The organism is Eilatimonas milleporae, assembly GCF_003688555.1.
In the GTDB taxonomy this organism is placed as follows: Bacteria; Pseudomonadota; Alphaproteobacteria; order Sphingomonadales; family Kordiimonadaceae; genus Eilatimonas; species Eilatimonas milleporae.
In genome coordinates this window covers 87,205-109,595 of the sequence record NZ_REFR01000012.1, presented here as the reverse complement: position 1 = coordinate 109,595, position 22,391 = coordinate 87,205, and the positions used below count along the sequence as shown (strand labels likewise).

The following is a 22,391-nucleotide window of genomic DNA, read 5'->3' as shown; positions in this document are numbered from 1 at the left end:
TTAGAGCATTTTCCGATAACTCGAAGTCATATCAGGCTGCGGCGAAGTAGTTTACGCATTGGTCTAGTGTGAAGGTTTAGATGGCTTGGGCGATGGCCTCCCAGAGATCCTCTTTGGTGCAGACTGCTGCCTTTTTGAGGAACGCCTTTATCTTGGAGAAGGCGATCTCAATAGGATTGAAATCGGGGCTGTATGGCGGCAGGAAACGCAGTTTCGCGCCCGTGGCTTCTATGACGTGGCGAATGGTGACGGGTTTGTGGGCGGGCAGATTGTCCGTGATGACGATGTCACCGGGCATCAGCGTCGGGGCAAGTACCTGTGCGCTACATAAGCCAGGAAGGCCGCAGGACATCGGCGCGTTGCCGTTCAGCGGCGTGGGCGGTTTTATAGGTCCAGCCGCGCCGGTCCAACAGACGCCAGATGCGGTTCTTGACCACCTTCACGCCATGGTTCTTCTCCAGATGGGCGGCGATCTCGCCCAAGGTAATGTGTTGCGTCTCTTCGATCAGTGCGATGATCTCACCGCCATAGGCTTCCAACCGGTGCGAGCGATTGTCGCCGCCTTGACGAGCCGGCTCAATGAGGCCCGTCTTGCGTCACTGGGCCACCCAGCGGATCGCCGTGGCCGGAGAAACGCCGAAAATCCATGCAACCGAACAGCACGATTGTCGCTCAGTAACGGCCCCGATCACCCAGGCTCGAAGATCATTGGAAAAGGCTTGGACCATGGCCGCTGGCATCCCTCACCAGCCATCATCATGAATCACAAATCTCGCAACATAGGACCCAAAATGACTCGATCAGGTTGGAAAATGCTCTAGTCTCGCTTCAAAATCTCTTTATTGTGTTCACCTAATGTTGGCGGGGCTAAAACGTCCAGCCTGCGCTGGCCATCGAAGGATAGTGGCGGCCTAATTGTTCGAAATGTGCCCATTTCTGGATGTGATGTTTCGACCAAAAGCTGAAGGTGCTTACCCTGCGGGCTATCAATAACATCCTGCGGCGTATTCAGCGCGGAATTGGGCACTTCAAGGTCTGTCAGTCTATCCGTCCAATACGCGCGGGGACGCTTTCTAAATATGGGCGCTAGAAACGACACGACGTCGTCATAATGTTCAATGCGAGCGAACCGGTCCTTAAATTCCGGACGATTTAACATGCCAGGTTGCTCTACTGCGATTGCTAAGTTGTCCCAAAACTTCGGAGGTGACGACATGTGCAAGGCAATCCACCCGCCATCACAACACTCAAAAACATAGGATTGCGATACATGCGGACGGCTGTAGGGACCCATTACCTGGTCGGCAGAGAAATAGTGCGTGAAATCATCTAAGTTGAAGTGGCACATGGCCTCAAACATGGATGTTTCCACCAAGCACCCTTTACCTGTGTTGGTACGCTCTGTAAGTGCAGCAAGAATACCCAAAGCAGCATAAAAACCAGACACAGCATCCCCGATAGCAGGACCCACAACGCGCGGATGTTCCGGATTAACAAGCAGCCTTAAAAAACCACTTGATGCCTGGGCTACGCTGTCAAAAGCTGGGCGCTTTTGATCAGGGCCATCTGACCCGAAACCCGAAATAGAGCAATAAACAAGTCTGTCATTGAGTGCGCGGAGACGCTCTGGACCGACATTCAGCCTTTGGGCGACGCCTGGCCTAAAATTCTGAATAAAGACGTCCGCGGAACTAATGAGTTCTTCAAATGCGGCTAAGTCTTCAGGCTGCTTTGTATTCAGCGTTACCGACCGTTTGTTTCGATTGTAAGTTTGGAAATGCGGGCTGTATAGACCGCCCTTGAATGATCGAAATGGGTCGCCAGATCCTGGCTGTTCGATCTTAATTACATTCGCTCCAAGATCAGCCAACAGCATACCTGCAGCAGGACCAGTGATGAACGTCCCCATCTCCAAGACGGTCACATTTTCCAAGATCTTCGTCATACTGCACTCCTACCAAGGGTAACCGCACTCGCCATTCGCCCCGGCATCGAAGGCCTTAGCGAGACCGATGAATGCCATCACGAAAGAACGCCCAGCTTAAGACCACCGATCTCTCAGCGATCCTGTTTGACAAGCCTATAGAAACTTCTAATATCGAAAACAAGTTCGTTTTGCGAATTGATGGTCTGAGCTTTTGCTTCTCTAACTCAAAGACCGTTCGCAACGATCCAGTTTGAAATATGCTGCACAGCAGCGAGCAGAGGGAAAAGCAAAATAGTGCGTATTGGCAAGCAAGAGCAAAATTTTACGGCTATATCGACGTCAAATGCCGAGACGATCATGGTGCGAGGTCGCGATCTTTGTGAAGACATCATTGGAAAGATAGACTTCACGAGTTATTTTTGGCTTCTCGTCACCGGTGAAGAGCCGACCGAAATCCAAAAGAGGTATGCTAACGCAACACTTGCGGCCATTGCTGAGCACGGCCTCGTTCCAAGCGTTATTGCCTCACGTATGACGTATGCCGCAGCGCCAGAAGCCTTTCAAGGTGCCGTGGCGGCAGGACTTTTGGGCTGCGGTTCCGTTGTGCTTGGCAGTTCCGAACGGGCTGGGCTTTTCATCAGCGACATTGTGATTGAAGCTGAGACGACTGGGCAAAGCATAGATGCTGTCGCAGAAAAAGCGGTTGTCGATCTACGAAAGGTGAAAGCAGCTATACCTGGTTTTGGCCACCCACAACATTCTGGCGGTGATCCGCGAGCTAATTTATTGCTTGCAATGGCGAAAGAAGATGGCATTGAAAACAAACACATTACAGCGCTCAAAGCTGTTGAAGATCATATCCCGGCTGTGTTGGGCCGCCCTCTCCCGATCAATGTCAGTGGCGCCATTCCAGCGGTCATGTTAGATGTCGGATTTCCGCGAGAAGCTCTTAAAGGGATATCAATCTTGGCACGCACTGCTGGGTTGATTGGTCATCTCCAAGAGGAAAGCAGGCGCTCCATAGGGTTCATCATGTCCGGGCAAGCGGCTAAAGCCATCGACTATGACGGCGAAGGTACCTTGTAAACACATTGGTCTTTCGGGAATCAATACGTGAAAGTCGGCCTTCGCCTTTTAGGCTTGCCTTCAAAAACGATGATTCAGCGAAAAGCTGCTGAATTAAATCTCGGTCATTTTTTCAAGTGCAGGAAAAGCAGTGAGTCGCTCTGCAATCTCGTCAGCAATTTTGCGCAGATCATCTAACCGTTCCGCAACAAGTCGGTCTTTGCTAATTTGGCTAGAATGCGCAGAGCTGTTTATTGCAGCAATGACTTTTCCGTCCCGATTGCGAACAGGCACGCCCAGGGCCACCACGCCGTAAGCAAGCTCATCTTCCACAGCTGCATATTGGTCAATGCGAGCCCGCTCCATTATGGCTCTAAGCTCCTTTCGGTCCGTCACCGTTTTTTCTGTAAGCGCCTGAATGCTCATATTTGCAAGCCGAGAGTCCAAATCGTCATTTGACAAAGCTGCAAACAGTACACGCCCTGTCGAGGTCGGGTGAGCGGGGAACCGGCTACCAACATGTGCCTCAAGGCGCATGAGTTTGCGAACCGAAGCATGGGCTAAATAGACAATATCATCACCGTGAAGAACGGTCAGAGAGGACGAATCATTAGTCTCCTCTGCAAAGGCCTGTAAAGCATCACCGACGAGTGTTTCGACACTTGCAGAGGACAAAAAAGCAGCCCCTAATTCCAAAACCCGCGGCGTTAAGTGGAACAGACGATCGTCATTATGGACAAACCCTAAATCTTGGAGCGTAAGCAAACATCGCCGGGCCACCGCAGGTGCAAGCCCGGTTTTCTGCGCTACATCAGTCAAAGACATAAACGGCGCGTCGCCATCAAAGGCCAGCAGGACGCGAAGCCCTCTTTCCAGACCGCCCATGCTCTCCCGGCGCGGTTCTGGTTGACTTGTTTCCATGACCGCCTTCTTTGCCATGCCCTTGTACTCCTCAATAATTTCGTATAGTGAAATTTTCTTCGATTTAAAAAGAAATGCTGTCTTTCATCATGATGAAATGCACTGATCCGGCCTGACCCACCGGGCTCAGTTGACGGAGACTGCAGCTAAAATCGGCCACTTAGCAACGTGAAACCAGATGAAAACAGCGGAGACCTTCCAGAAAGCTCAAGGCCAATACTCTAATGAAGCGAAATCAATTTTCAAAATAATTTTCATTGATTGATGTTGTGGACCGCCAACAAGCAGTCATGACAACGCAAGCAGAGTTGCACGCAAAAAATCAGCCAACACAACAAAATGGAGACAGTTCGTGGCACAAACACAGAACGACAGCGATCAATATCATGACAGTACAGCGAAGGTACTCGTGCTTTATTATAGTTGCTATGGACATACTGCAACATTGGCAGAGGGTGTTGCAGAAGGTGTAGGTGAGATGGGTGCGCAGGTCGACGTGCGCCGCGTGCCTGACACCAGCGACCACAATCGCACCAAGGCTGGAGTAGTGCCTGTGATCGAAATGGCCACCCTGCCCGCCTATGACGCTATAATTGTCGGGTCTCCGACGCGCTATGGCCGCATGGCCGGCCCGATGGCAAGTTTTTTCGACAAGACCGGAGCAATTTGGGCGTCTAACGCGCTGGTGGGAAAAATCGGAGCTGCTTTTACTAGCACTGGCAGTCAACACGGGGGACAGGAGACAACCCTGCTTGGGATACTCATAAATCTCATGCACTTTGGCATGACCATCGCCACCGTCCCATATAGCGAGAAGCGATTGACAAACTTGGATGAAGTATCCGGCGGCACGCCCTATGGTGCGTCAACAGTGTCCGCTGCCGATGGATCACGCCTACCAACTGCGAACGAGCTTGCTATAGCCAAGTGGCAGGGTCGACACGTCGCCGACCTGGCTTTGTCTATGGTCGCCGGTCAAACAGTACGCTCCAAGACCGTCCAATAGAGCTCCTTACACCGACAGAAATGGTTCATGCGTCAGCGCATGCTTTCTCAAGGCAACAGATGCAATCATGGATGAGAACGTTTGGTGTGTTCTTTCTTGACACATCTTGAGAGTTGACTAAAATCCGAATATCGAAAAACTTGTCGATTAACGAAAAAGGTGCTCCTCATGACACTGGCCTTTTGGAAGCCGTCAGAAACTCCCATTGAAGACCTACGCGTACAGCTCAACGCGCGGCGGGAACAAACGCCGCTGCAAAAGCTGCATCATCATGTTTGGCGTTGCCGCGACGCAGCAACAACGCGCAAATTTTACGAGGAGTTGCTCGAGTTACCGCTCGTTGCAGCCGTCGTCGAAATGGAAGACCCGTATACAAAAGAGCCAACGCCATATGTCCATCTGTATTTTGAGCTTGCAGATGGCTCATGGCTTGCGTTCTTCGATTTCCCTGCTCATTTTGAACGCACAGGCGAGACCTATAAGAACTACGATTTCTGGGCACATCACATTGCTATCCGCGTAAAGGATCAAGCCACAGTTGATCGCTTTAAAGAGAAGGTTGAAGCCGCAGGGCTTGAATTAATCGTTGCCGACCATGGGTACTGCCGCTCCATCTATTTCCATGACCCCAATGGTTTGTGCGTTGAGATCACCACCAATGTTCCGGAAACAGAACGCTATTTTGCCGACAAAGAGCGCGACATCAACGCGGATATGGATCATTGGCAAAAGGTCAAAACCGACTATCTCAAAACTGTAGCCACCTCAAAGTAATGTCGAGTTTTGTATCTTCTGCCGACGGCGTTCGGCTGGCGATAGATGTGTATGGACCCACGGATGCTCCCGTCATCCTTTTAATCCATGGCTTCTGTATGAGCCGAGAGCTATGGATTCGGCAAGTGACAGATCCAACTCTAATCAACAGTTTTCGTCTCGTATGTTTCGACAACAGAGGCCACGGCGAATCCGATAAACCTGAAGGCGACAGCGCTTACACGGACGGTGCCAGGTGGGCTGGTGATATCACAAGCGTTTTGGATTACGTCGGCGCGGATAGGGCAGTTGCCGTTGCTTGGTCCTATGGTGGCCGCATCATTAATGACTATATTCGCCATTGCGGAACCACGCGTCTAGCGGGCATCAACTTTGTAGCGGCAGGGACACTCTCTATTCCAGAAGCGATTGGGCCGGGCCATGAGACAATGGAACGGATGTATAGTCACGACACTGCGATCCGATCCGCTGCGGAAGTGGAATATATTGAAGCGGGCCTCGACGGCGATACCGATCCAAAGCTGCGCGCAGCGCTTGAAAAATCGGTATCTGCAACCTCTAGGCAAGTTCGCCAAATCTTGCGGGAACGCACAATCGATTATGATGACCAACTTGCTAAAGTAGACGTTCCAACACTCATCTCGCACGGAGAGCGCGATGGCTTAAGCTTGCCCGTGCTTGCAACCCGTCTTGAGCAACACATGCCAAATGCAAAAGCGTCTCTCTATCCCGATGACGCCCACGCTATGTTTTTGACGTCGCCGGATCGCTTTAACGCAGAACTTGCTTCTTTTGCGAAGACGCAACTCTCTGCAGGGTCTTCGATATAAAAAACGCTCAAAACGGTGGGGGCCCCGTCGATAAGATAGTTCACCGTCCCTTCCTAGCCATCGCTCTAAGGCTGTTGGCTATCGCGGTCATGTCGGGCATGTATGTGTTGATCAAACTCGCTGGCGAGCGCGAAATCCACATAGTTGAATCCCTTTTTTGGCGCCAGCTGCCAACGATTCCTTTCGTTCTCATATGGCTGCTCCTCAAAGGCCAATGGCCCCGCCTACGCACCAAAAGGCTGGGTGCCCATGCCCGGCGTGCGATGTACGGGATGGTCGGTATGAGTTTGAACTTCGCCGCTGTTACGCTGCTTCCCCTTGCCGAAGCCACAGCACTTAATTTCACGACGGTTTTTTGGGCTGTCATCTTGTCGGCAGTCATTCTGAAAGAGAACGTTGGGTACTGGCGATGGGGCGCCGTCCTCATCGGGTTTGTTGGCGTTCTTGCCATCGCAAAGCCGGGCGCAGGCGGCATTTCTCTCAGTGGCGCGAGTGTCGCGCTGGCCGGCGCTTTCATGATCGCGCTGATTTCAATTCAAATCAGGAATTTAAGCATATCAGAGGAACCGTTCCTAATCGTTTTCTATTTTAGCGTTTTTACAGCGCCCGTGTTTGCACTGGTGCTGCCCTTTGTTGCAACGCCTCATGATGTTGGCGATTGGTGTATTCTTTTTGGCCTCGCTTTGCTTGGCCTTTTCGGCCAACTGGTGCTCACAGCGTCTCTTCGGTTTGCGCCGGTATCAACGGTCATCATTATGGATTATTCCGGCTTAATCTGGGCCACGCTGTTTGGGTGGATAGTCTTTGAGCAGCTTCCGACACCGGCAACGTGGGTCGGCGCGCCGCTCATCATAGGCGCAGCGCTCTTGGTTGCTTGGCGCGAACACCAAAAAACCAGCGCATAAGCGCAGTCACATAGCGCCCATCTTGTGCCTCAAATACCAAAACTGTGGAGATGGGTTCGACCTGCCCGAAACGCGGACGATAGGCCGCGCGCAGCGTATTCTTTAGAAGGCATACGATAGTCATGAGCCCCACACCGCCAAGTGCCGGTGTTATAGCGCCAACATGGCCCATTTCGACAATCGCCACATCGCCCACGAGCGTTCGTTCGTCACCTTCGCCGATGCGGTTAATCCCAACATCAATCGCTATAGCGCCAAGCTTGACCCACTCCCCGCGTGCGGGGTGGGCGTGGCGTGTGGCTACCACGAGAATATCCACCTTTAAAACGATATCCGGCAAGTCACGCATCGCGATATGCGTGACGAAGATGGTACATTCACGTTCTAGGGTCTGTACCCAATAAACGTGTTCTGGATTTGGTCTGATTGTGGTTCATTTCCACCTGATCAACGGAGGTGAGCGAAAACGGGCCCATACAGGGCCCGTTTCCTGTTTTGTCATGCGATGTTCCTGCCAGTCAGGCGGGATCAGCGTTCAAAGACATATGTGCCGGGTGCATCCGCGATTGCCTTGTGGTTTTTGGCGGTGCCGGGCTTGCGTGCCGGAACTCTCTCACCGCTGGATTTTTTATCCAGCCAGGCAACCCATTCCGGCCACCACGATCCGTTTTTGACCGGAACATTCGCCTGCCAGTCTTCGGGTGGAATGTAGATTTCAGCATCCTGCTTTGTTGCCACCTGATAGGTGCGTCTGGGGTGTCCCGGCTCGCTGACGATACCGGCATTATGACCGCCGCTGGTCAGCACGAAAGTGATCTCGGTATCGGCGTAAAGATGCATTTTGTATACGGAACGCCACGGCGCGATATGGTCCTTCACGGTCCCGACGCTGAAGACCGGCGCCTTGATGTCGGAGATGGCAATGGGACGCCCATTCACCATATAGCGGGCCCGCGCCAGATCGTTATCGAGATAGAGCCAGTGGAGATATTCGCTGTGCATACGATAAGGCATACGCGTTGCATCGGTGTTCCAGGCCATCAAGTCATTGATGGGCATACGCTCGCCCTTGAGATATTCTTGCGTCAGGCGCGACCATAGAAGATCCTTGGACCGCAGCAAATTGAAGGCACCGGACAACTGTTCCGCCTTCAGATAGCCCTGCGCCCACATCAGATCCTCCAGCCGGGACAATTGGCTGTGGTCGATGAAATAGAGCAGTTCGCCGGCCTCTTCAAAATCAAGCTGGGTGGTAAAGAGGCTGAGACTGGCAAGCCTGTCATCGCCGTCACGGGACATGGCCGCGGCGGCAATGGACAGGAGGGTTCCGCCGATACAGTATCCGGTCGCATGAATTTTCTCGCCGCCGGTGATCTCCGACACCGCATCGATTGCCGCCATGACACCGTGCTGACGATAATCGGCCATGCCGATATCGCGGTCTTCGGCTGTCGGGTTATGCCAGGACAGGATAAAGACCGTGTGTCCCTGCCGCCGCAGGTAATCAACGAGAGAATTGTCCGGCGACAAATCGAGAATATAGTATTTCATGATCCAGGCCGGCACGATCAGAATGGGCTCTTTCTTCACCGTGTCGGTGACAGGTTCATACTGGATCAGTTCGATCAGATTGTTGCGGTAGACCACCTTGCCCGGCGTGGTCGCCATGGTTTTGCCGACGATAAAACCGTTTTTCGGTGCGGGCGGCTTGCCGGTCGCATAATCCATCACATCGGCCATCCAGTGCGACCACCCATTGATCAGGTTGGCACCGCCGGTTTCGACGGTCTTGCGTGTCAGAACCGGGTTGGTCGGAATAAAATTGGACGGTGAAATCATGTCCAGCCACTGGCGTGCAAAAAAGTGCACCATATCCAGATGATGCGGGCTGGCCCCCCGGACATCGCGCGTGGCGCTGGACCACCATTCCTGTGCCTTGATACTGGTTTCCGCCATCAGGCTGTAAGGCCAGCACTGCCAGCCGGGTTCGGAAAACCGCCGATCCCGCACACTGCTTTGCGAAGGCGTACACAAGCACCCCATGGCCCTGGCATTGAACGCGGCCAAATCCAGTGCCATATCGGCACCTTTGACAGCCAATTCCATCATTTTGCCCGGGCTGACGGCCATGTGCGCGCCCCAGTCCACACCCGCAGCCGCGATGGATAGCGGCGACAAGCCGCCTGCCGGTTTGCTCAGCCATGCGCGGATCAGCCTGTCGAAAATCTCCAGATCGAGATCGCCGGTCCCGGCGCCCTTCATATCTGTGCAAGCCGGTGCCAGCGGGGTCTTTTTCTGAACTTTGGCATGATCGGTATCAGACCCGCCGCCTTCATACCATTTGTCAGACTTCGCTCCGGACAAGCTGCCGGATCCAACGTCAACCGGTTCATACACATTCATGCCATGCTTCCTTTGTTGCATTGCCGCAAACGCCCTTCGGACGCCAAGGAAACAAAGCCGGACGAAAAATGATTTGATCTAAATCTAAGGTTTGACCCGATCAGCAAATTTTCATGAAGATTTCATATTTCAGCCGGCTGAACAACCGGCCAGGGCCACCCGCATGTCGTCCACCAATCCGGGGCGGTCGCGGTAAAGCCCTTCGGAGGCCAACATGCTGACGTCACGGCTGCCCCAATGCAGAATATTCACCCGGTCCAAAGCTTCCGCGCGCTGTCGGGACGACAGCATATGGGTAAAATCCACCGACAATATGGCATCGACATCGTGATTGAGCAGAAAATAAAGCAGTTGAGCGTGATGCGCGCTGCCCTGTCTGAACCGATAGCCATTTTCGAGCAGATACGCTTCAAGATGGGACCCTTGATAGGCCGTCACGAGTGCCTCAGTCCTGAAGGTCTTAGAGGACGGGTCATACATCTCGCCATCGCGGAAATACCAATAGACCGGAATGGTATCGAACGGGCCAATCATACGGGCCAGTCGGCTGTCGTCACCATCGTGCGCGGCCGGCACCCAGACATTGTGGGAATCGCTGTCGGTAATCCTGCTGGAACGGGACATGGGAGCGATCTCCAGATCATACGGCACACCGACAGCCGTCATCATACAGCCGATCAGGCCCACGGCTTTGCCCCGCAATTCACCGCCGGGCTCCAACTTCGCAAGACGCGTGTCGCCATGGGTGAAGAAATGGACCGGTGCTTTCCCCGCCCCTCCTTCGGCGATAGCCGCAGATGCCAGTGCGAAACCGACAAACGCAATCCCTGCCATCCTGATATAATTCAGCATTGACCGTCTATGCAGTGATGAAAATACACCGATGCCATGATGATGGTGACGCGGTCATCCTCGCCAAGGGGCAAGACCAGGGTGGAATAACAGATGCGTTGATTTTGCCCCCAATCCAGGGGAAGGCGCACGCACATATATGGCTTCCTGTTCCTGCACAACCAGTCATAGCGCAAACGCATCATCGCTGTTCCGGGGATATCGTCAAGCGGCTTGCCGGTGGGATCAAACCCCATGTAATCGCGAAACCCCATCCCACAGAGCCTGATACGATAATCCGGCCGAATTTGCCGTTTATCGACATCGTGCATGATCAGCGTCGGTAAATAATGTCGCATATAGGCAGGGGAAAAGTCCGACCGCGACGGCAGTCCCTTTGCTTCGGCATGCTCCAGCCACCATGCCAGAAGGCGTTTACCGCCATCCCAGTGCACATCATCGGAACTGAAATCCGTGACCATGTCACGGAAGGCGTCATCCATTATAGTCCGAGTATCATCCATGACTGATTCCATAGAATCCAAGCGATAAAAAAAGCCTTAAAATAAACAGCCGGATTTAGGAAATTGACGCAATCAGACCAATTTTATCTCAGCATGTCGCTTGTCATGACATATCCGCGTTTGGCGCAGGTGACACTGCCCCCTTATCGAGGTGGACGCGGCAGGGACAACCCCAACAGAATACCGGCCGCACGGACGGCGAAAGCACCCGCGACGCTTACCCACAAGGAAATATCTTCCTGGACATTCAAGCCGCGCAGCAGACAGAAAGTGCCCGCGCCGGCAAAGGCGGCGGTTGCGTAGATCTCCCTGCGCAGGACAAGGGGCAGATCATTACAGACGACATCGCGGATCATGCCGCCGACAACACCGGTGGCGACACCCATCATCACCGCGATCAGCACACTGCCTGTTGCATCCAGGGCCTTGCCCGCCCCCAGTACGGCAAAAAGCGCGAGGCCAAAGGCGTCCGCCCAGATCAAAACCCGCAACCGGCTTTCCAACAGGGGAGAAAGGAAGAAGCTGATAACGGCGGCTGCAAATGTCACCCAGACAGGCGTCGTGTCCACCACCCAGAAAACAGGTACGTCAAGAATGATATCCCGCAACGTTCCGCCGCCCACCGCTGGAAACAGGGCGATCATCGTCACACCGAAAATATCCATGTCCTTGCGAACCGCCGCCAGCGCACCACTGATGGCAAAAACAAAAACACCGAACAGATCGAATAAGGCGATTAAATCCAAGGTCACACCGCATATCCGCGTGGGAAACCGTTCTGCCATAAAATGCCCTGCCCTGCGGTTCAACCCTTCAAACACCGAAAGCAGGGCGAGATGTCCGCCTGTGCGGTCAGGTGAGGGCCTTCACAGACAGGTTTTCGATTTCACCGCGGAGGGCCAAGGCGCAAACCTCATCCGTCAGTTCAACCAGGGACAAAGGTTCGCCCGGCAAAAACCACGTGCGTGTCCAGGCCAGGGCGCCGTGCAACAGCTGACGCACAATGGGGGGCCTGCCCTTTAGAAGCCCCCTGACCGCGCAGCCCTGCAGCACCTGACGCCAGACTTCCTCATATACCTCGCGTTCCGTCAGAATGTGTTCGCGGTATTCAGGTTCAAGATCCCGCCATTCGTCCACCAAAACCCGCGAGGCATGGATACCTTCGCCGTGGATAGCGTCCAGTTCGCACAACACAAGTGCCTTTAATTGATCCTCGGGGGCTGCGATACCCCGTACGGCGGCCACGGCACGACGGCCCAGCGCCTTGGTTGTCAGGCGCATGACTTCAAACAGAATTTCCTGTTTGGTGGCGAAGTGATGGAACAGACTGCCGGATAAGATACCTGCCTGCGCGGCGATGTCGCGTACGGTCGTGCGGGCGAAACCCTTTTCGTGGAAAAGGGCCAGCGCCGCTTCAAGAATCCGCGCGCGTGCGGCGCTGATCTGTTCGTCCGGGAGTTCCGAGAAAAAATGTGTCTTGCCCATAAAAACCGATAGTACGAAGTCCGGCTCATGTTGACAACCAAGCGCTTGCTTGGGTAGCGTTCCTTACATGTAGCCGCTGTTTGGGGAGGCAGGAACAGCATGAGCGATCCACAGTCAGACGCAAACGGAAACAGGTATCATTCCGTTTTCCGGAAGACCCTTTTCAAAGGCAGGAAAGTCCTTGTCACCGGCGGCGGCAGCGGCATTGGGCGCTGCATTGCGCACGAGCTGGCCGCCCTGGGCGCACATGTCATCATCACCGGCCGAAAACAGGACAAGCTGGATACGGTCAAGGCCGAAATTGTCGAGGATGGCGGCATGGTGGAAAGCCATGCCTTCGATATCCGCGACGAAGAGGCCGTGAAAGAGGCCATGACCGCCATCGTCCTGAACGACATGCCCGTCACCGGCCTTGTCAATTGTGCGGGCGGTCAGTTTCCCGCCCCGCTGGAGGCCATCAGCACCAAGGGCTTTGAGACGGTCATGCGCACCAATGTGGTGGGAGCCTTTACCGTTTCGCGGGAGCTTGTCACCCGTTCGATGAAGAAAACCGGTGGCGCCATCGTCAATATCACCGCTGATTTCTGGAACGGGATGCCCACCATGGGCCATTCAGGGGCATCGCGGGCGGCATGCGACAATTTCACAAAAACAGCGGCGGTGGAGTGGGGGCAATATGGCATCCGCATCAATTCCGTCGCGCCCGGTTGGGTCGCTTCCTCCGGTCTTGACACCTATGACAATCCGGCGGTGAAAGCGCTGATCCCCAAACTGAACCAGTATGTACCGCTGCGCCGGCTCGCCACAGAGGCGGAAATCAGCAGTGCCGTCATCTTCCTGTTGTCGGAAGGCGCAAACTTCATTTCCGGTGCCAGCCTGCGGGTGGACGGCGCCGGCAGCCTCCATTCCCCGCTCTGGCCCATGCTAAAGGCCACCAACAGCGAGAGCTATCAAGGCTTTCACCGTGCGATCACACCCAAAGTCCTGTCCGAGAGCGAGGGCTAGTCCGTGCCGGTTCTGACCTCCCATATCGCACCCGGTACGCAGGGTTTTGCCGAGAATGCAGCCGCAATGCAGGCACACATGGATGCTATTGCGGACATTGAGGCCAAAAAAATGGCGGCGGCGGAAAAGGCCCGGCCTCTCTTCGACAAACGCGGCAAACTTTTGCCGAAGGAACGTCTGGCGCGTCTTTTGGACCCAGGCAGCCCGTTTCTGGAGCTGTCCGCGCTGGCCGGGTACCGTATGTATGATGACAAGGACGGCACACTCGCAGGCGGTGGCTATATCGCCGGAATTGGTTATGTCAGCGGTATACGCGCGCTTGTCATCGCCAATAACAGCGCGGTCAAGGGCGGTACGGTCAGCCCATCCGGTTTGCAGAAATGCCTGCGCCTTCAGGCCATCGCCATGGAAAACAAACTGCCGGTCGTCTCTCTCATGGAAAGCGGTGGCGCCAATCTGGAACATGTTTCGGATATGTTTGTCGAAGGCGCACGCAGCTTCGCCAATCAGGCACGGCTGTCCGCCGCCGGGATTCCGCAAATCACCGTGGTGCACGGCAGTTCCACGGCAGGCGGGGCCTATCAACCGGGATTGAGCGATTATGTGATCATGGTAAGGGGCAAATCCCGCGTGTTTCTGGCCGGGCCGCCCCTGCTTAAAGCCGCGACCGGAGAGATCGCGGGCGAAGAGGAACTTGGCGGCGCGACGCTCCACGCCGAGGTAACGGGCATAGCGGAATATCTGGCCGAGGACGATGCGGACGCCATCCGCATGGCGCGCGATGTCATGACGGCCCTGCCATGGGACCGTGTGGACGATACGGCACCCGCCGATTTCAACGCCCCGCTTTATGACACGGATGACCTGATCGGTATTGTCCCGGCGGATCTGAAAACACCCTATGATGTGCGGGATGTCATCGCCAGGCTGGCGGACGGCTCCGACTTTCTGGACTTTAAACCGGACTATGACAGCGGCACGGTATGTGGTCATGCGCGCATCGCGGGCCATGCCGTGGGCATTATCGGCAATAATGGCCCCATCACCCCGAACGGTGCGACAAAAGCGGCGCAATTCGTACAGCTATGCGATCAGGCGGGTGTCGCGCTTCTTTTTCTGCACAACACCACCGGCTTCATGGTGGGGCGCGAGGCGGAGGCCGGCGGCATTGTCAAACACGGATCCAAACTCATCCAGGCGGTCACGACCGCCCGCGTGCCACGCATCTCCGTTCATATCGGCGGCAGCTATGGCGCGGGCAATTACGCCATGTGCGGACGCGGTGTCGATCCGCGCTTCGTCTTTTCATGGCCCAATGTGCGTACAGCCGTGATGGGCGGTGCGCAGGCCGGGATGGTTCTGCGCATCGTCGGCGAGGAAAAGGCCCGGCGCATGGGGATGGAACCGGACAGCGAAAATCTCGCCGCACTTGAGAAAATGACGGCAGAGCAAATGGATACGCGGTCCACGGCGCTCTATGGCAGCGCGCGCCTGTGGGACGACGGCATTATCGACCCGCGCGACACGCGGCGTGTTCTGATCACGGTGCTGGACCTGTGCGCCGAGGCGGAGGCACGGACGCTTAGGCCCAACACATTCGGGATTGCCCGCTTTTAGAGGTCTGCACGCGGAAAACACGACTTTTTTCAGGAGAGCCCCCATGCGTTTCACCGACGAACATCAGGAACTGCGCCGTACGGTCAGCCGTTTCATCGAAGAGGAAATCAATCCCCATATCGACGACTGGGAGGAGGATGGCATCTTTCCCGGCAGGGAATTGTTCAAAAAGATGGGTGACCTTGGTCTGCTCGGTATTTCCAAGCCAGCGGAGTATGGCGGTCTTGGCCTTGATTATTCCTATGAGATGGTGTTTTGCGAGGAACTGGGCGCTGTCCGCGCGGGCGGTGTGCCCATGGCCATCGGGGTACAGACCAATATGGCAACCCCGGCACTGGCGCGGTACGGCTCCGACGCGCTGCGGCGTGAATTTCTCGCACCGGCGATCGCAGGCGACATGATCTGTTCCATCGCCGTCAGCGAACCGCATGCGGGCTCGGATGTGGCCGCGATCAAGACGCGCGCCATCAAGGACGGCGGTGACTATGTCATCAACGGTACCAAGATGTGGATCACCAATTCCACACAGGCCGATTTCCTGTGCCTGCTCGCCAATACGGAGGGGGACCATCCGCACAAGAACAAGTCGCTGATTGTCATACCGACGGATACGCCCGGTATTTCCTTTTCCGAACGCCTGAACAAACTGGGCATGCGCTGCTCGGATACGGCACAGATCTTTCTGGACGATGTGCGCGTGCCCCAGCGGCATCTGATCGGCGCGGAAGGCGGCGGCTTTTCCATGCAGATGTGGCAATTCCAGGAAGAACGCCTGGCAGCCGCCATGCAGACGGTCAAGGGTCTGGAAATGTGCATTCAGGAGACCATTACCTATTGCCGGGACCGCAAAATCTTCGGTGGGACCGTTCTTGACAATCAGGTGGTGCAATACCGGCTTGCCGAACTTCAGACCGAGGTCGAGGCCCTGCGTGCCCTGCTTTATCAGGCGACGGAAACATATGTGGCGGGCGAGGATGTTACCATGCTGGCGACAATGGCGAAGCTGAAAGCCGGACGGTTGGGTCGCGAGGTATCGGACGCCTGCCTGCAATATTGGGGTGGCATGGGCTTTATGTGGGATAATATCGTCTCGCGTCTGTACCGCGACTTTCGCCTCGGCTCCATCGGCGGCGGATCAGACGAAACCATGCTGCGCATCCTGTCCCGTATGATGGGCATGGGATAAATTCATGACAGAGCAAGACAGCATCGTTTTAAGCGAAATGCGGGACGGTGTCCTGATGGTCACGCTCAATCGTCCCAAAGCGCGCAACGCCATGAACGGCCCCATGGTCACGGCACTGCAAAATATCCTGAAAGATAGCGCCGAAGATGTCTCTGTCCGGGCTATTGTTCTGCGCGGGGCCGGAGGTACTTTCTGTGCGGGGGGCGACATTTCCGATATGGCCGCCACGGCCGGTGACAAAACCGCCATCGCCGCCGTCAACCGTCGCTTCGGGACGCTGATCGAGGAAGCCAATCGCTTTCCCAAACTGCTCGTCACCGTCCTGGAAGGAGCGGCGATGGGCGGCGGCTTTGGCCTTGCCTGCGTCAGCGATGTGGCCCTTGCAACGGAAAACTGCCGTTTTGCGATGCCGGAAGTCGCCATCGGCCTTATCCCCGCCCAGATCGCACCCTTTGTGGTACAGCGCATCGGTCTGGCACAGGCGCGCTATCTGGCTTTGACGGGCATCGCGATTGATGCGGGGGAAGCGTATCGGATCGGCCTTATCCATCATGTGGAAACGGATGCGTCCGCACTGGAGGCCAGGCTTGACACCATCCTGGCGGCAGCCCGCCGCGCAGCGCCCAATGCACAACAGAAAACCAAAACACTGGTGCTGGACAGTCCGGGCACCTTTGGGCCGGATCTGTTGAACCAGGCGGCCGCGGATTTCGCAGAAGCGATTACAAGCCCCGAAGGCGCTGAGGGCACGGCTGCCTTTGTGGAAAAACGCCTTCCCTCCTGGGCGGAAAATGGAGATAGGGCGTGATCCGGCGCCTGCTCATCGCCAACAGGGGGGAAATCGCCTGCCGCATCGCCCGCACAGCGCGCGATCAGGGCATCGAGACAGTCGCGGTATATTCCGACGCCGACCGGCACAGTGCCCACGTGGCCGCCGCCGACATGGCCCAACATATCGGCCCTGCGCCCGCCGCACAGTCTTATCTGGACAGCCGGCGCATCCTTGACGCCGCCAGGAAAGCAGGGGCGGATGCGATCCATCCCGGGTATGGGTTTTTATCGGAAAATGCCGATTTCGCCCGTGCCGTTAAAGAGGCCGGTCTGATCTTCATCGGCCCCGATCCCGATGTCATCGACGCCATGGGCGATAAACGCACGGCCCGTCTTATGGCCGCGAAAGAAGGCATTCCCGTCGTTCCGGGATATGACGGCGAAGATATGACGCCGGCACGTCTGATACGGGAAGCCGAAAGTATCGGCACACCGTTGATGGTCAAAGCCACGGCAGGCGGCGGCGGGCGCGGCCTGCGGCGTGTGAATGATCTTGCCGATATCGCAGGCGCGATCACGGAGGCTGAGCGCGAATCCGGCATGGCTTTTGGCGCGAGCGACCTGATCCTGGAAAAACTGGTCGAACCGGCCCGTCATGTTGAAGTGCAGATCATCGCCGATACGCATGGAACAGTCCTGCATCTGGGCGAGCGGGATTGCAGTGCCCAACGCCGACACCAGAAAGTGATCGAGGAAGCGCCCTGCCCCACCATTGATGAAACAACACGCGGCAAACTGTGCGAGGCGGCCGTCATACTTGCGCGTGCATCAGGTTATACAGGCGCAGGCACGGTGGAATTTCTGGTCGGTCCGGAGAACGATTTTTATTTCCTGGAAATGAACACCCGCCTGCAGGTGGAGCACCCGGTCACGGAAATGGTCACGGGACTTGATCTTGTCGCTCTGCAACTGTCCGTCGCGGCAGGAGACCCCCTGCCGCTTACCCAGGATGATATCCGTTTTTCTGGCCATGCCATCGAAGCCCGGCTGTATGCCGAGGATGCGGCAAACGGTTTTCTACCGCAAACCGGACGGCTGGCTTTATGGACGACGGCCTGCGGCCCTCATAGACGCACGGACAGCGGCGTCCGCAGCGGTGACGACATCAGCCCCTTTTACGACCCGATGATCGCCAAGCTCATCGCATGGGGAACAACCCGGACCGAAGCCAGGCAGAGACTGCTCCGCCAAATCGCCGAAAGCGCGGTCGTCGGTCTCGTGACGAACAAAGGCTATCTGTACAACATTCTCGCTGGTGGGACATTCGCCGCAGCGAAACACAACGTCCGCACGCTGGACACTGACAGCACCGGGACAGTTACCGCCACGTCATCCGCAAGGGACGCTTTTTATGCCGCAGCATTGGCACAGGTGATGTCACTGGCGACCTTTCCCCACCAGCATCTTGCCGGATGGCGGACCATCGCCAACTGCCCGGATTTTCATCTGATTGATATAGACGGCGAACATATACCCGTTTCGTTGGTCTGCGTGCGCTCACCCAGTGGATGGCAGATGACGCTGAATACCGGTGCGGAAGATATGATCATGGATGTCGCCACCTTGAGCGAGACTGCGTTCCGCATCACGCATGGTGCGGAAAACCTGCATATTTTCGCCTCACGGGACGGTGACATGCTGTTTGCCGATACCGGTATCCGCCATATCGCCGCCCGTATCGTCACCCATGCCGCGCCCGACCGCCAGGATCGGAAAGGCACGGGCCTTCTGACTGCACCGATGGACGGTCTTGTTGTCACGGTGGAACGCAAGGATGGCGACAGCGTTAAAACAGGGGACCTGATCCTGATTATCGAAGCGATGAAAATGGAGCACCGCATTCAGGCCGACCGGGACGGTACTTTGGCCGGTCTGGCTGTCGGTCCCGGCGATCAGGTGAAAAACCGCCAGGAGCTGGCCACGATCAGCACGCCTTCCGAATAAAAACCGTGAAGAAAGTATCCCACCATGAACGATAAAGCCATTCTGACCTGCGCCCTGACCGGTGTTTTGACCGACCCCCGCCAACACCCTGTACCGGTAACGCCGGAGCAAATGGCGGCAGAAGCCAAGGCCGCCTACGACGAAGGGGCAACCGTCATGCACTGCCACTATCGGCGGCAGGAAGACGGCAAGGGCCATTTGCCGAGTTGGGACCCGGTCGTTGCCAATGAAATCAACGAAGCCATTCGCGACGCCTGCCCCGATGTCGTCATCAACATGACGACCGGCGTACCGGGCGTCGAGCAAGCAGAGGTTCTGGCCTACCTGGATGCGTGCAAACCGGAGATGGCGGCATGCAATGCCGGAACATTGAATTACCTGAAAACCCGCAAAGACGGGCGCTGGGCCTGGCCGCCCATGATGTTCCAGAATCCCGTGGAAAAGATCAATGAAATCCTCGCGGTTATGAAACGCAATAATATCGTGCCGGAGCTCGAGTGTTTCGACTTCGGGATTGTGCGCAGTGTGGGTCTGTATCTGCACAACGGTATGGTCGCCCATGCGGACTATAACTTTGTCATGGGCGTCGCATCCGGTATGCCCTGCGATGGAGACCTGTTGCCCCTGCTGTTGAAATACAAGGCAGAAGGCAGCCCATGGTCGGCAACGCTGATCGGCCGGCAGGATGTCTGGCCGGTACACCGGAAGGTGGCCGAGCTTGGCGGAAACCTGCGCACAGGTCTTGAAGACTGCTTCTATCTGCCGGATGGCAGCAAGGCGACAAGCAACGGACAAATGATCAAGGCGCTGGCGGACTGCGCACGGCAAGCCGGACGCGAGATCGCAAGCCCGCAGGACACCCGCACCCTTCTGGCGGGCCAAGCGTGGCATTGAGACCGGATTAACAGAAAACCGGCAAAGACGTTCTGTAACCGCGCCTGCGACAGCCGGGCAGGCGCGGTTAAATCACGCTCTTTTCATAACGCTTAAGCAATCCTTAAACAATCAATGTCACTAAGGTGCAACACAAGCTAAGCTAGCATAACTGGTAAAATTGTTTTTATAGTGAAACCGACTGTTCTTTCGCTATCGTAACGAAAGGTCCAATATGCTCAACGTGTCCGGTCAGGAAGACATCTTTTCCATTCCCCACAAGGATATACCGATCGGACTTGTCAGCATGCCCTGGGCATCCGCCAATGCGCCCTCGCTTCAGCTTGCGACACTGGATGCCATTGCCCGGCAACATGGCCTGCAAACCGAACGGCATGAGCTGTTCATAGATTTCTGCCACCACATAACGCCAAGCCTGTATTCGCGGCTGGTCCATGACAATGAATTCACATTGGAATGGCTGTTCACCCGCATCTATTTCGGTGAGGAATCAGGCAACTGGTTGGACGATTTTGAGTCCGTTCGGCCAAAACTTGACTTGCCACGGCTGGACTATGAGGCGGAAATTATTGAAGGGCTCCAGTCCGCCGCCATTTCCTTTCTTGACAGTGTTGAAAAGAATATTGATTGGTCGCGTTATGACATTGTCGGTCTTTCCCTGTCGACACAACAACTGGGGGCGTCACTTGCCCTGGCCCGTCGTCTCAAACAGCGTTATCCCAATCTGACCGTTGTCTTTGGCGGCAGTCAGTGTGCCGGGTCTGCCGGAACGGCGATTTTGAAATTCTGCCCTTATGTGGACGCTGTTGTCCGCGTGGAAGGGGAAATGGTGTTTCCCGAACTGATCCGGCGCATCCGGCACGGAGAACGGCTGGACGGCTTAAAGGGCGTCAGCCACCGGACAGCAGACGGCACCGTTATCGAGGAAGAAGGCGGCGCCCTGTACCAAAACACCGGAAGCCGCCCCTTTATCAATTACGACCCCTTTTTCGAGAAGCTCGAACACTTCGACCTTCAGAACAAGATCACGCTTTTTCTGCCATATGAAAGCAGTCGCGGCTGCTGGTGGGGAGAACGCAGCCAATGCAGTTTTTGCGGCTTGCATGAAATCATGAAATACCGACCGAGCCAGATGGATTTCGTTCTGGGAGAACTGGAACATCTGGCGGAGCGTCACGACTATACACGTTTCTACGCTGTCGATCTGATTGCGCCCAAAGCCTTTTTTGACGAATTTTTCCCCATCATCCAGGAACGCGGGCATGACTGGACCATGTTTTACGAGGTCAAGTCGAACCTGTCGCGGGACGAAATCAAGGCCTTTGCCGAAGCGGGCGGCAAAGTGATCCAACCGGGTATAGAAAGCCTGCAAGCCGGTTCGCTGAAATATATGCACAAGGGGTCACACGCCCTTCAAAATGTACAGACGCTGAAATGGGCGAAGGAATTCGATATCATCGTATACTGGAACTATCTGATGGGATTTCCTGGTGAAAAACCTTCTTTTTATGACGGTGCTGCGGAAAAATTGCCGCTGCTGCACCATCTGGAGGCCCCTTTCACCATACGCGATGTGATGATCACCCGCTTCAGTCCACATGAAAAAACACCGGAAAAATACGGCATCAGCGCCCTGAGCATTCACCCCTTTTACAATCGCATCCTGCCCGTCGATCAGGACCATCTGGACGATTTCGCCTATATTTTCGATGCCGACTGGGAACTGAAAGACCAAATTCAGGATTATACCGGCGCCCTGAAACAGGCCTGTAAAACCTGGCAGGCCGCGTATCGCAATGGTGCGGTTCTTGACGCCTTTCCACAGGAAGACGGGAGCCTGATCGTCAAAGATACACGTTTCGGAGAAGAACGGCGCTACAGCCTTACCCCCGCCGAAGCCCGGCTTTATACCCTGCTGGGAGAAAAGCAGCATGAAACAAAGCTGGCCGGCCTGTTGCGCGGCGCGGCCCCCTGGGCACTGGAGACGATCACCAGAGATGGCGGCATGGACGATCTTCTCCAGAAATGGCATCGGACGGGACTGATCCTGAGCGAAGGGCGACAGGTGATCGCGCTGGCAATCCTGCAAAAGGACGAAGAAATCGCCTCACAGTTGGCGGCACGCGCGGCAGCAAGACGTATCAATAACGAAGCGATCGTACCAATTTAATCAGGCTGGAAAGTGCATGTTATTAATATTGTAACCTGCATCAAATAACCAAGAAGCATTCACGATCAAGTTG

The 22,391-nt window shown here is 55.5% G+C and carries 20 protein-coding genes and 1 pseudogene; 12 read left to right on the top strand and 9 right to left on the bottom strand.

The annotated features are described in order from the left end of the window. Nucleotides 1–76 precede the first annotated feature (76 nt). Nucleotides 77–728 (bottom strand): annotated as a pseudogene (locus BXY39_RS20040) (transposase). A gap of 89 nt (nucleotides 729–817) precedes the next feature. Beyond that, entirely contained in the window at nucleotides 818–1,945 is a 1,128-nt protein-coding gene (locus BXY39_RS11805; RefSeq protein ID WP_121939098.1) for a CaiB/BaiF CoA transferase family protein, read from the bottom strand. A 276-nt stretch (nucleotides 1,946–2,221) separates the two neighbouring features. Here BXY39_RS11805 and BXY39_RS11800 point away from each other — a divergent pair, with 276 nt between their 5' ends. After that, nucleotides 2,222–3,013 (top strand): citryl-CoA lyase, encoded by a 792-nt coding sequence (locus BXY39_RS11800; protein WP_121939097.1) that lies wholly within the window; start codon nucleotides 2,222–2,224, stop codon nucleotides 3,011–3,013. 93 nt (nucleotides 3,014–3,106) lie between these two features. Here the strand turns inward: BXY39_RS11800 and BXY39_RS11795 are convergent, their stop codons facing one another. Then, a complete protein-coding gene (locus tag BXY39_RS11795; RefSeq protein ID WP_121939096.1) occupies nucleotides 3,107–3,931 on the bottom strand; it encodes an IclR family transcriptional regulator domain-containing protein in 825 nt (274 codons plus the stop codon). A 334-nt stretch (nucleotides 3,932–4,265) separates the two neighbouring features. Here BXY39_RS11795 and wrbA point away from each other — a divergent pair, with 334 nt between their 5' ends. From wrbA to BXY39_RS11775, 4 genes are all read left to right on the top strand, one after another. Beyond that, nucleotides 4,266–4,919 (top strand): NAD(P)H:quinone oxidoreductase, encoded by a 654-nt coding sequence (wrbA, locus tag BXY39_RS11790; protein ID WP_121939095.1) that lies wholly within the window; start codon nucleotides 4,266–4,268, stop codon nucleotides 4,917–4,919. A gap of 168 nt (nucleotides 4,920–5,087) precedes the next feature. Then, nucleotides 5,088–5,693 carry a VOC family protein gene (locus BXY39_RS11785; protein ID WP_121939094.1) on the top strand — a complete coding sequence of 202 codons (606 nt, stop codon included), beginning with the start codon at nucleotides 5,088–5,090 and terminating at the stop codon, nucleotides 5,691–5,693. Next, nucleotides 5,693–6,523: an alpha/beta fold hydrolase gene (locus BXY39_RS11780; RefSeq protein ID WP_121939093.1), complete on the top strand. Its 831-nt coding sequence runs from the start codon at nucleotides 5,693–5,695 to the stop codon at nucleotides 6,521–6,523. The genes BXY39_RS11785 and BXY39_RS11780 overlap by 1 nt, the downstream gene beginning before the upstream one ends. After that, nucleotides 6,520–7,428, top strand: a complete 909-nt coding sequence (locus tag BXY39_RS11775; RefSeq protein ID WP_342779456.1) for a DMT family transporter — start codon at nucleotides 6,520–6,522, stop codon at nucleotides 7,426–7,428. The genes BXY39_RS11780 and BXY39_RS11775 overlap by 4 nt, the downstream gene beginning before the upstream one ends. Here BXY39_RS11775 and BXY39_RS11770 read toward each other — a convergent pair. The 6 genes from BXY39_RS11770 to BXY39_RS11745 form a co-directional block, all read right to left on the bottom strand. Next, the gene (locus tag BXY39_RS11770) at nucleotides 7,373–7,855 is read right to left on the bottom strand and encodes a hypothetical protein (RefSeq protein ID WP_281270013.1); all 483 of its coding nucleotides are present in this window, start codon (nucleotides 7,853–7,855) and stop codon (nucleotides 7,373–7,375) included. The genes BXY39_RS11775 and BXY39_RS11770 overlap by 56 nt on opposite strands. A 101-nt stretch (nucleotides 7,856–7,956) precedes the next feature. Then, the gene (locus tag BXY39_RS11765) at nucleotides 7,957–9,831 is read right to left on the bottom strand and encodes a PHA/PHB synthase family protein (RefSeq protein ID WP_170163802.1); all 1,875 of its coding nucleotides are present in this window, start codon (nucleotides 9,829–9,831) and stop codon (nucleotides 7,957–7,959) included. 129 nt (nucleotides 9,832–9,960) lie between these two features. Next, nucleotides 9,961–10,665: a hypothetical protein gene (locus BXY39_RS11760; RefSeq protein WP_147453559.1), complete on the bottom strand. Its 705-nt coding sequence runs from the start codon at nucleotides 10,663–10,665 to the stop codon at nucleotides 9,961–9,963. Between the two features lie 11 nt (nucleotides 10,666–10,676). Then, nucleotides 10,677–11,186: a PAS domain-containing protein gene (locus tag BXY39_RS11755; protein ID WP_170163801.1), complete on the bottom strand. Its 510-nt coding sequence runs from the start codon at nucleotides 11,184–11,186 to the stop codon at nucleotides 10,677–10,679. A 143-nt stretch (nucleotides 11,187–11,329) separates the two neighbouring features. Continuing rightward, nucleotides 11,330–11,938: a trimeric intracellular cation channel family protein gene (locus BXY39_RS11750; RefSeq protein ID WP_211332220.1), complete on the bottom strand. Its 609-nt coding sequence runs from the start codon at nucleotides 11,936–11,938 to the stop codon at nucleotides 11,330–11,332. A 100-nt stretch (nucleotides 11,939–12,038) separates the two neighbouring features. Next, entirely contained in the window at nucleotides 12,039–12,671 is a 633-nt protein-coding gene (locus BXY39_RS11745; RefSeq protein WP_121939086.1) for a TetR/AcrR family transcriptional regulator, read from the bottom strand. A 99-nt stretch (nucleotides 12,672–12,770) separates the two neighbouring features. Here BXY39_RS11745 and BXY39_RS11740 point away from each other — a divergent pair, with 99 nt between their 5' ends. From BXY39_RS11740 to BXY39_RS11710, 7 genes are all read left to right on the top strand, one after another. Continuing rightward, a complete protein-coding gene (locus tag BXY39_RS11740) occupies nucleotides 12,771–13,676 on the top strand; it encodes an SDR family oxidoreductase (RefSeq protein WP_121939085.1) in 906 nt (301 codons plus the stop codon). A 3-nt stretch (nucleotides 13,677–13,679) separates the two neighbouring features. Further along, nucleotides 13,680–15,293 carry an acyl-CoA carboxylase subunit beta gene (locus BXY39_RS11735; protein WP_121939084.1) on the top strand — a complete coding sequence of 538 codons (1,614 nt, stop codon included), beginning with the start codon at nucleotides 13,680–13,682 and terminating at the stop codon, nucleotides 15,291–15,293. Nucleotides 15,294–15,336: 43 nt separating this feature from the next. Next, entirely contained in the window at nucleotides 15,337–16,479 is a 1,143-nt protein-coding gene (locus tag BXY39_RS11730) for an acyl-CoA dehydrogenase family protein (protein WP_121939083.1), read from the top strand. A 4-nt stretch (nucleotides 16,480–16,483) separates the two neighbouring features. After that, entirely contained in the window at nucleotides 16,484–17,287 is an 804-nt protein-coding gene (locus BXY39_RS11725; RefSeq protein ID WP_121939082.1) for an enoyl-CoA hydratase/isomerase family protein, read from the top strand. Next, a complete protein-coding gene (locus BXY39_RS11720) occupies nucleotides 17,284–19,254 on the top strand; it encodes an acetyl/propionyl/methylcrotonyl-CoA carboxylase subunit alpha (RefSeq protein WP_121939081.1) in 1,971 nt (656 codons plus the stop codon). The genes BXY39_RS11725 and BXY39_RS11720 overlap by 4 nt, the downstream gene beginning before the upstream one ends. A 24-nt stretch (nucleotides 19,255–19,278) precedes the next feature. Further along, nucleotides 19,279–20,148, top strand: a complete 870-nt coding sequence (locus tag BXY39_RS11715; RefSeq protein WP_121939080.1) for a beta-keto acid cleavage family enzyme — start codon at nucleotides 19,279–19,281, stop codon at nucleotides 20,146–20,148. 214 nt (nucleotides 20,149–20,362) lie between these two features. Then, a complete protein-coding gene (locus tag BXY39_RS11710; RefSeq protein ID WP_121939079.1) occupies nucleotides 20,363–22,318 on the top strand; it encodes a RiPP maturation radical SAM C-methyltransferase in 1,956 nt (651 codons plus the stop codon). The last annotated feature ends 73 nt before the right edge of the window (nucleotides 22,319–22,391 follow it).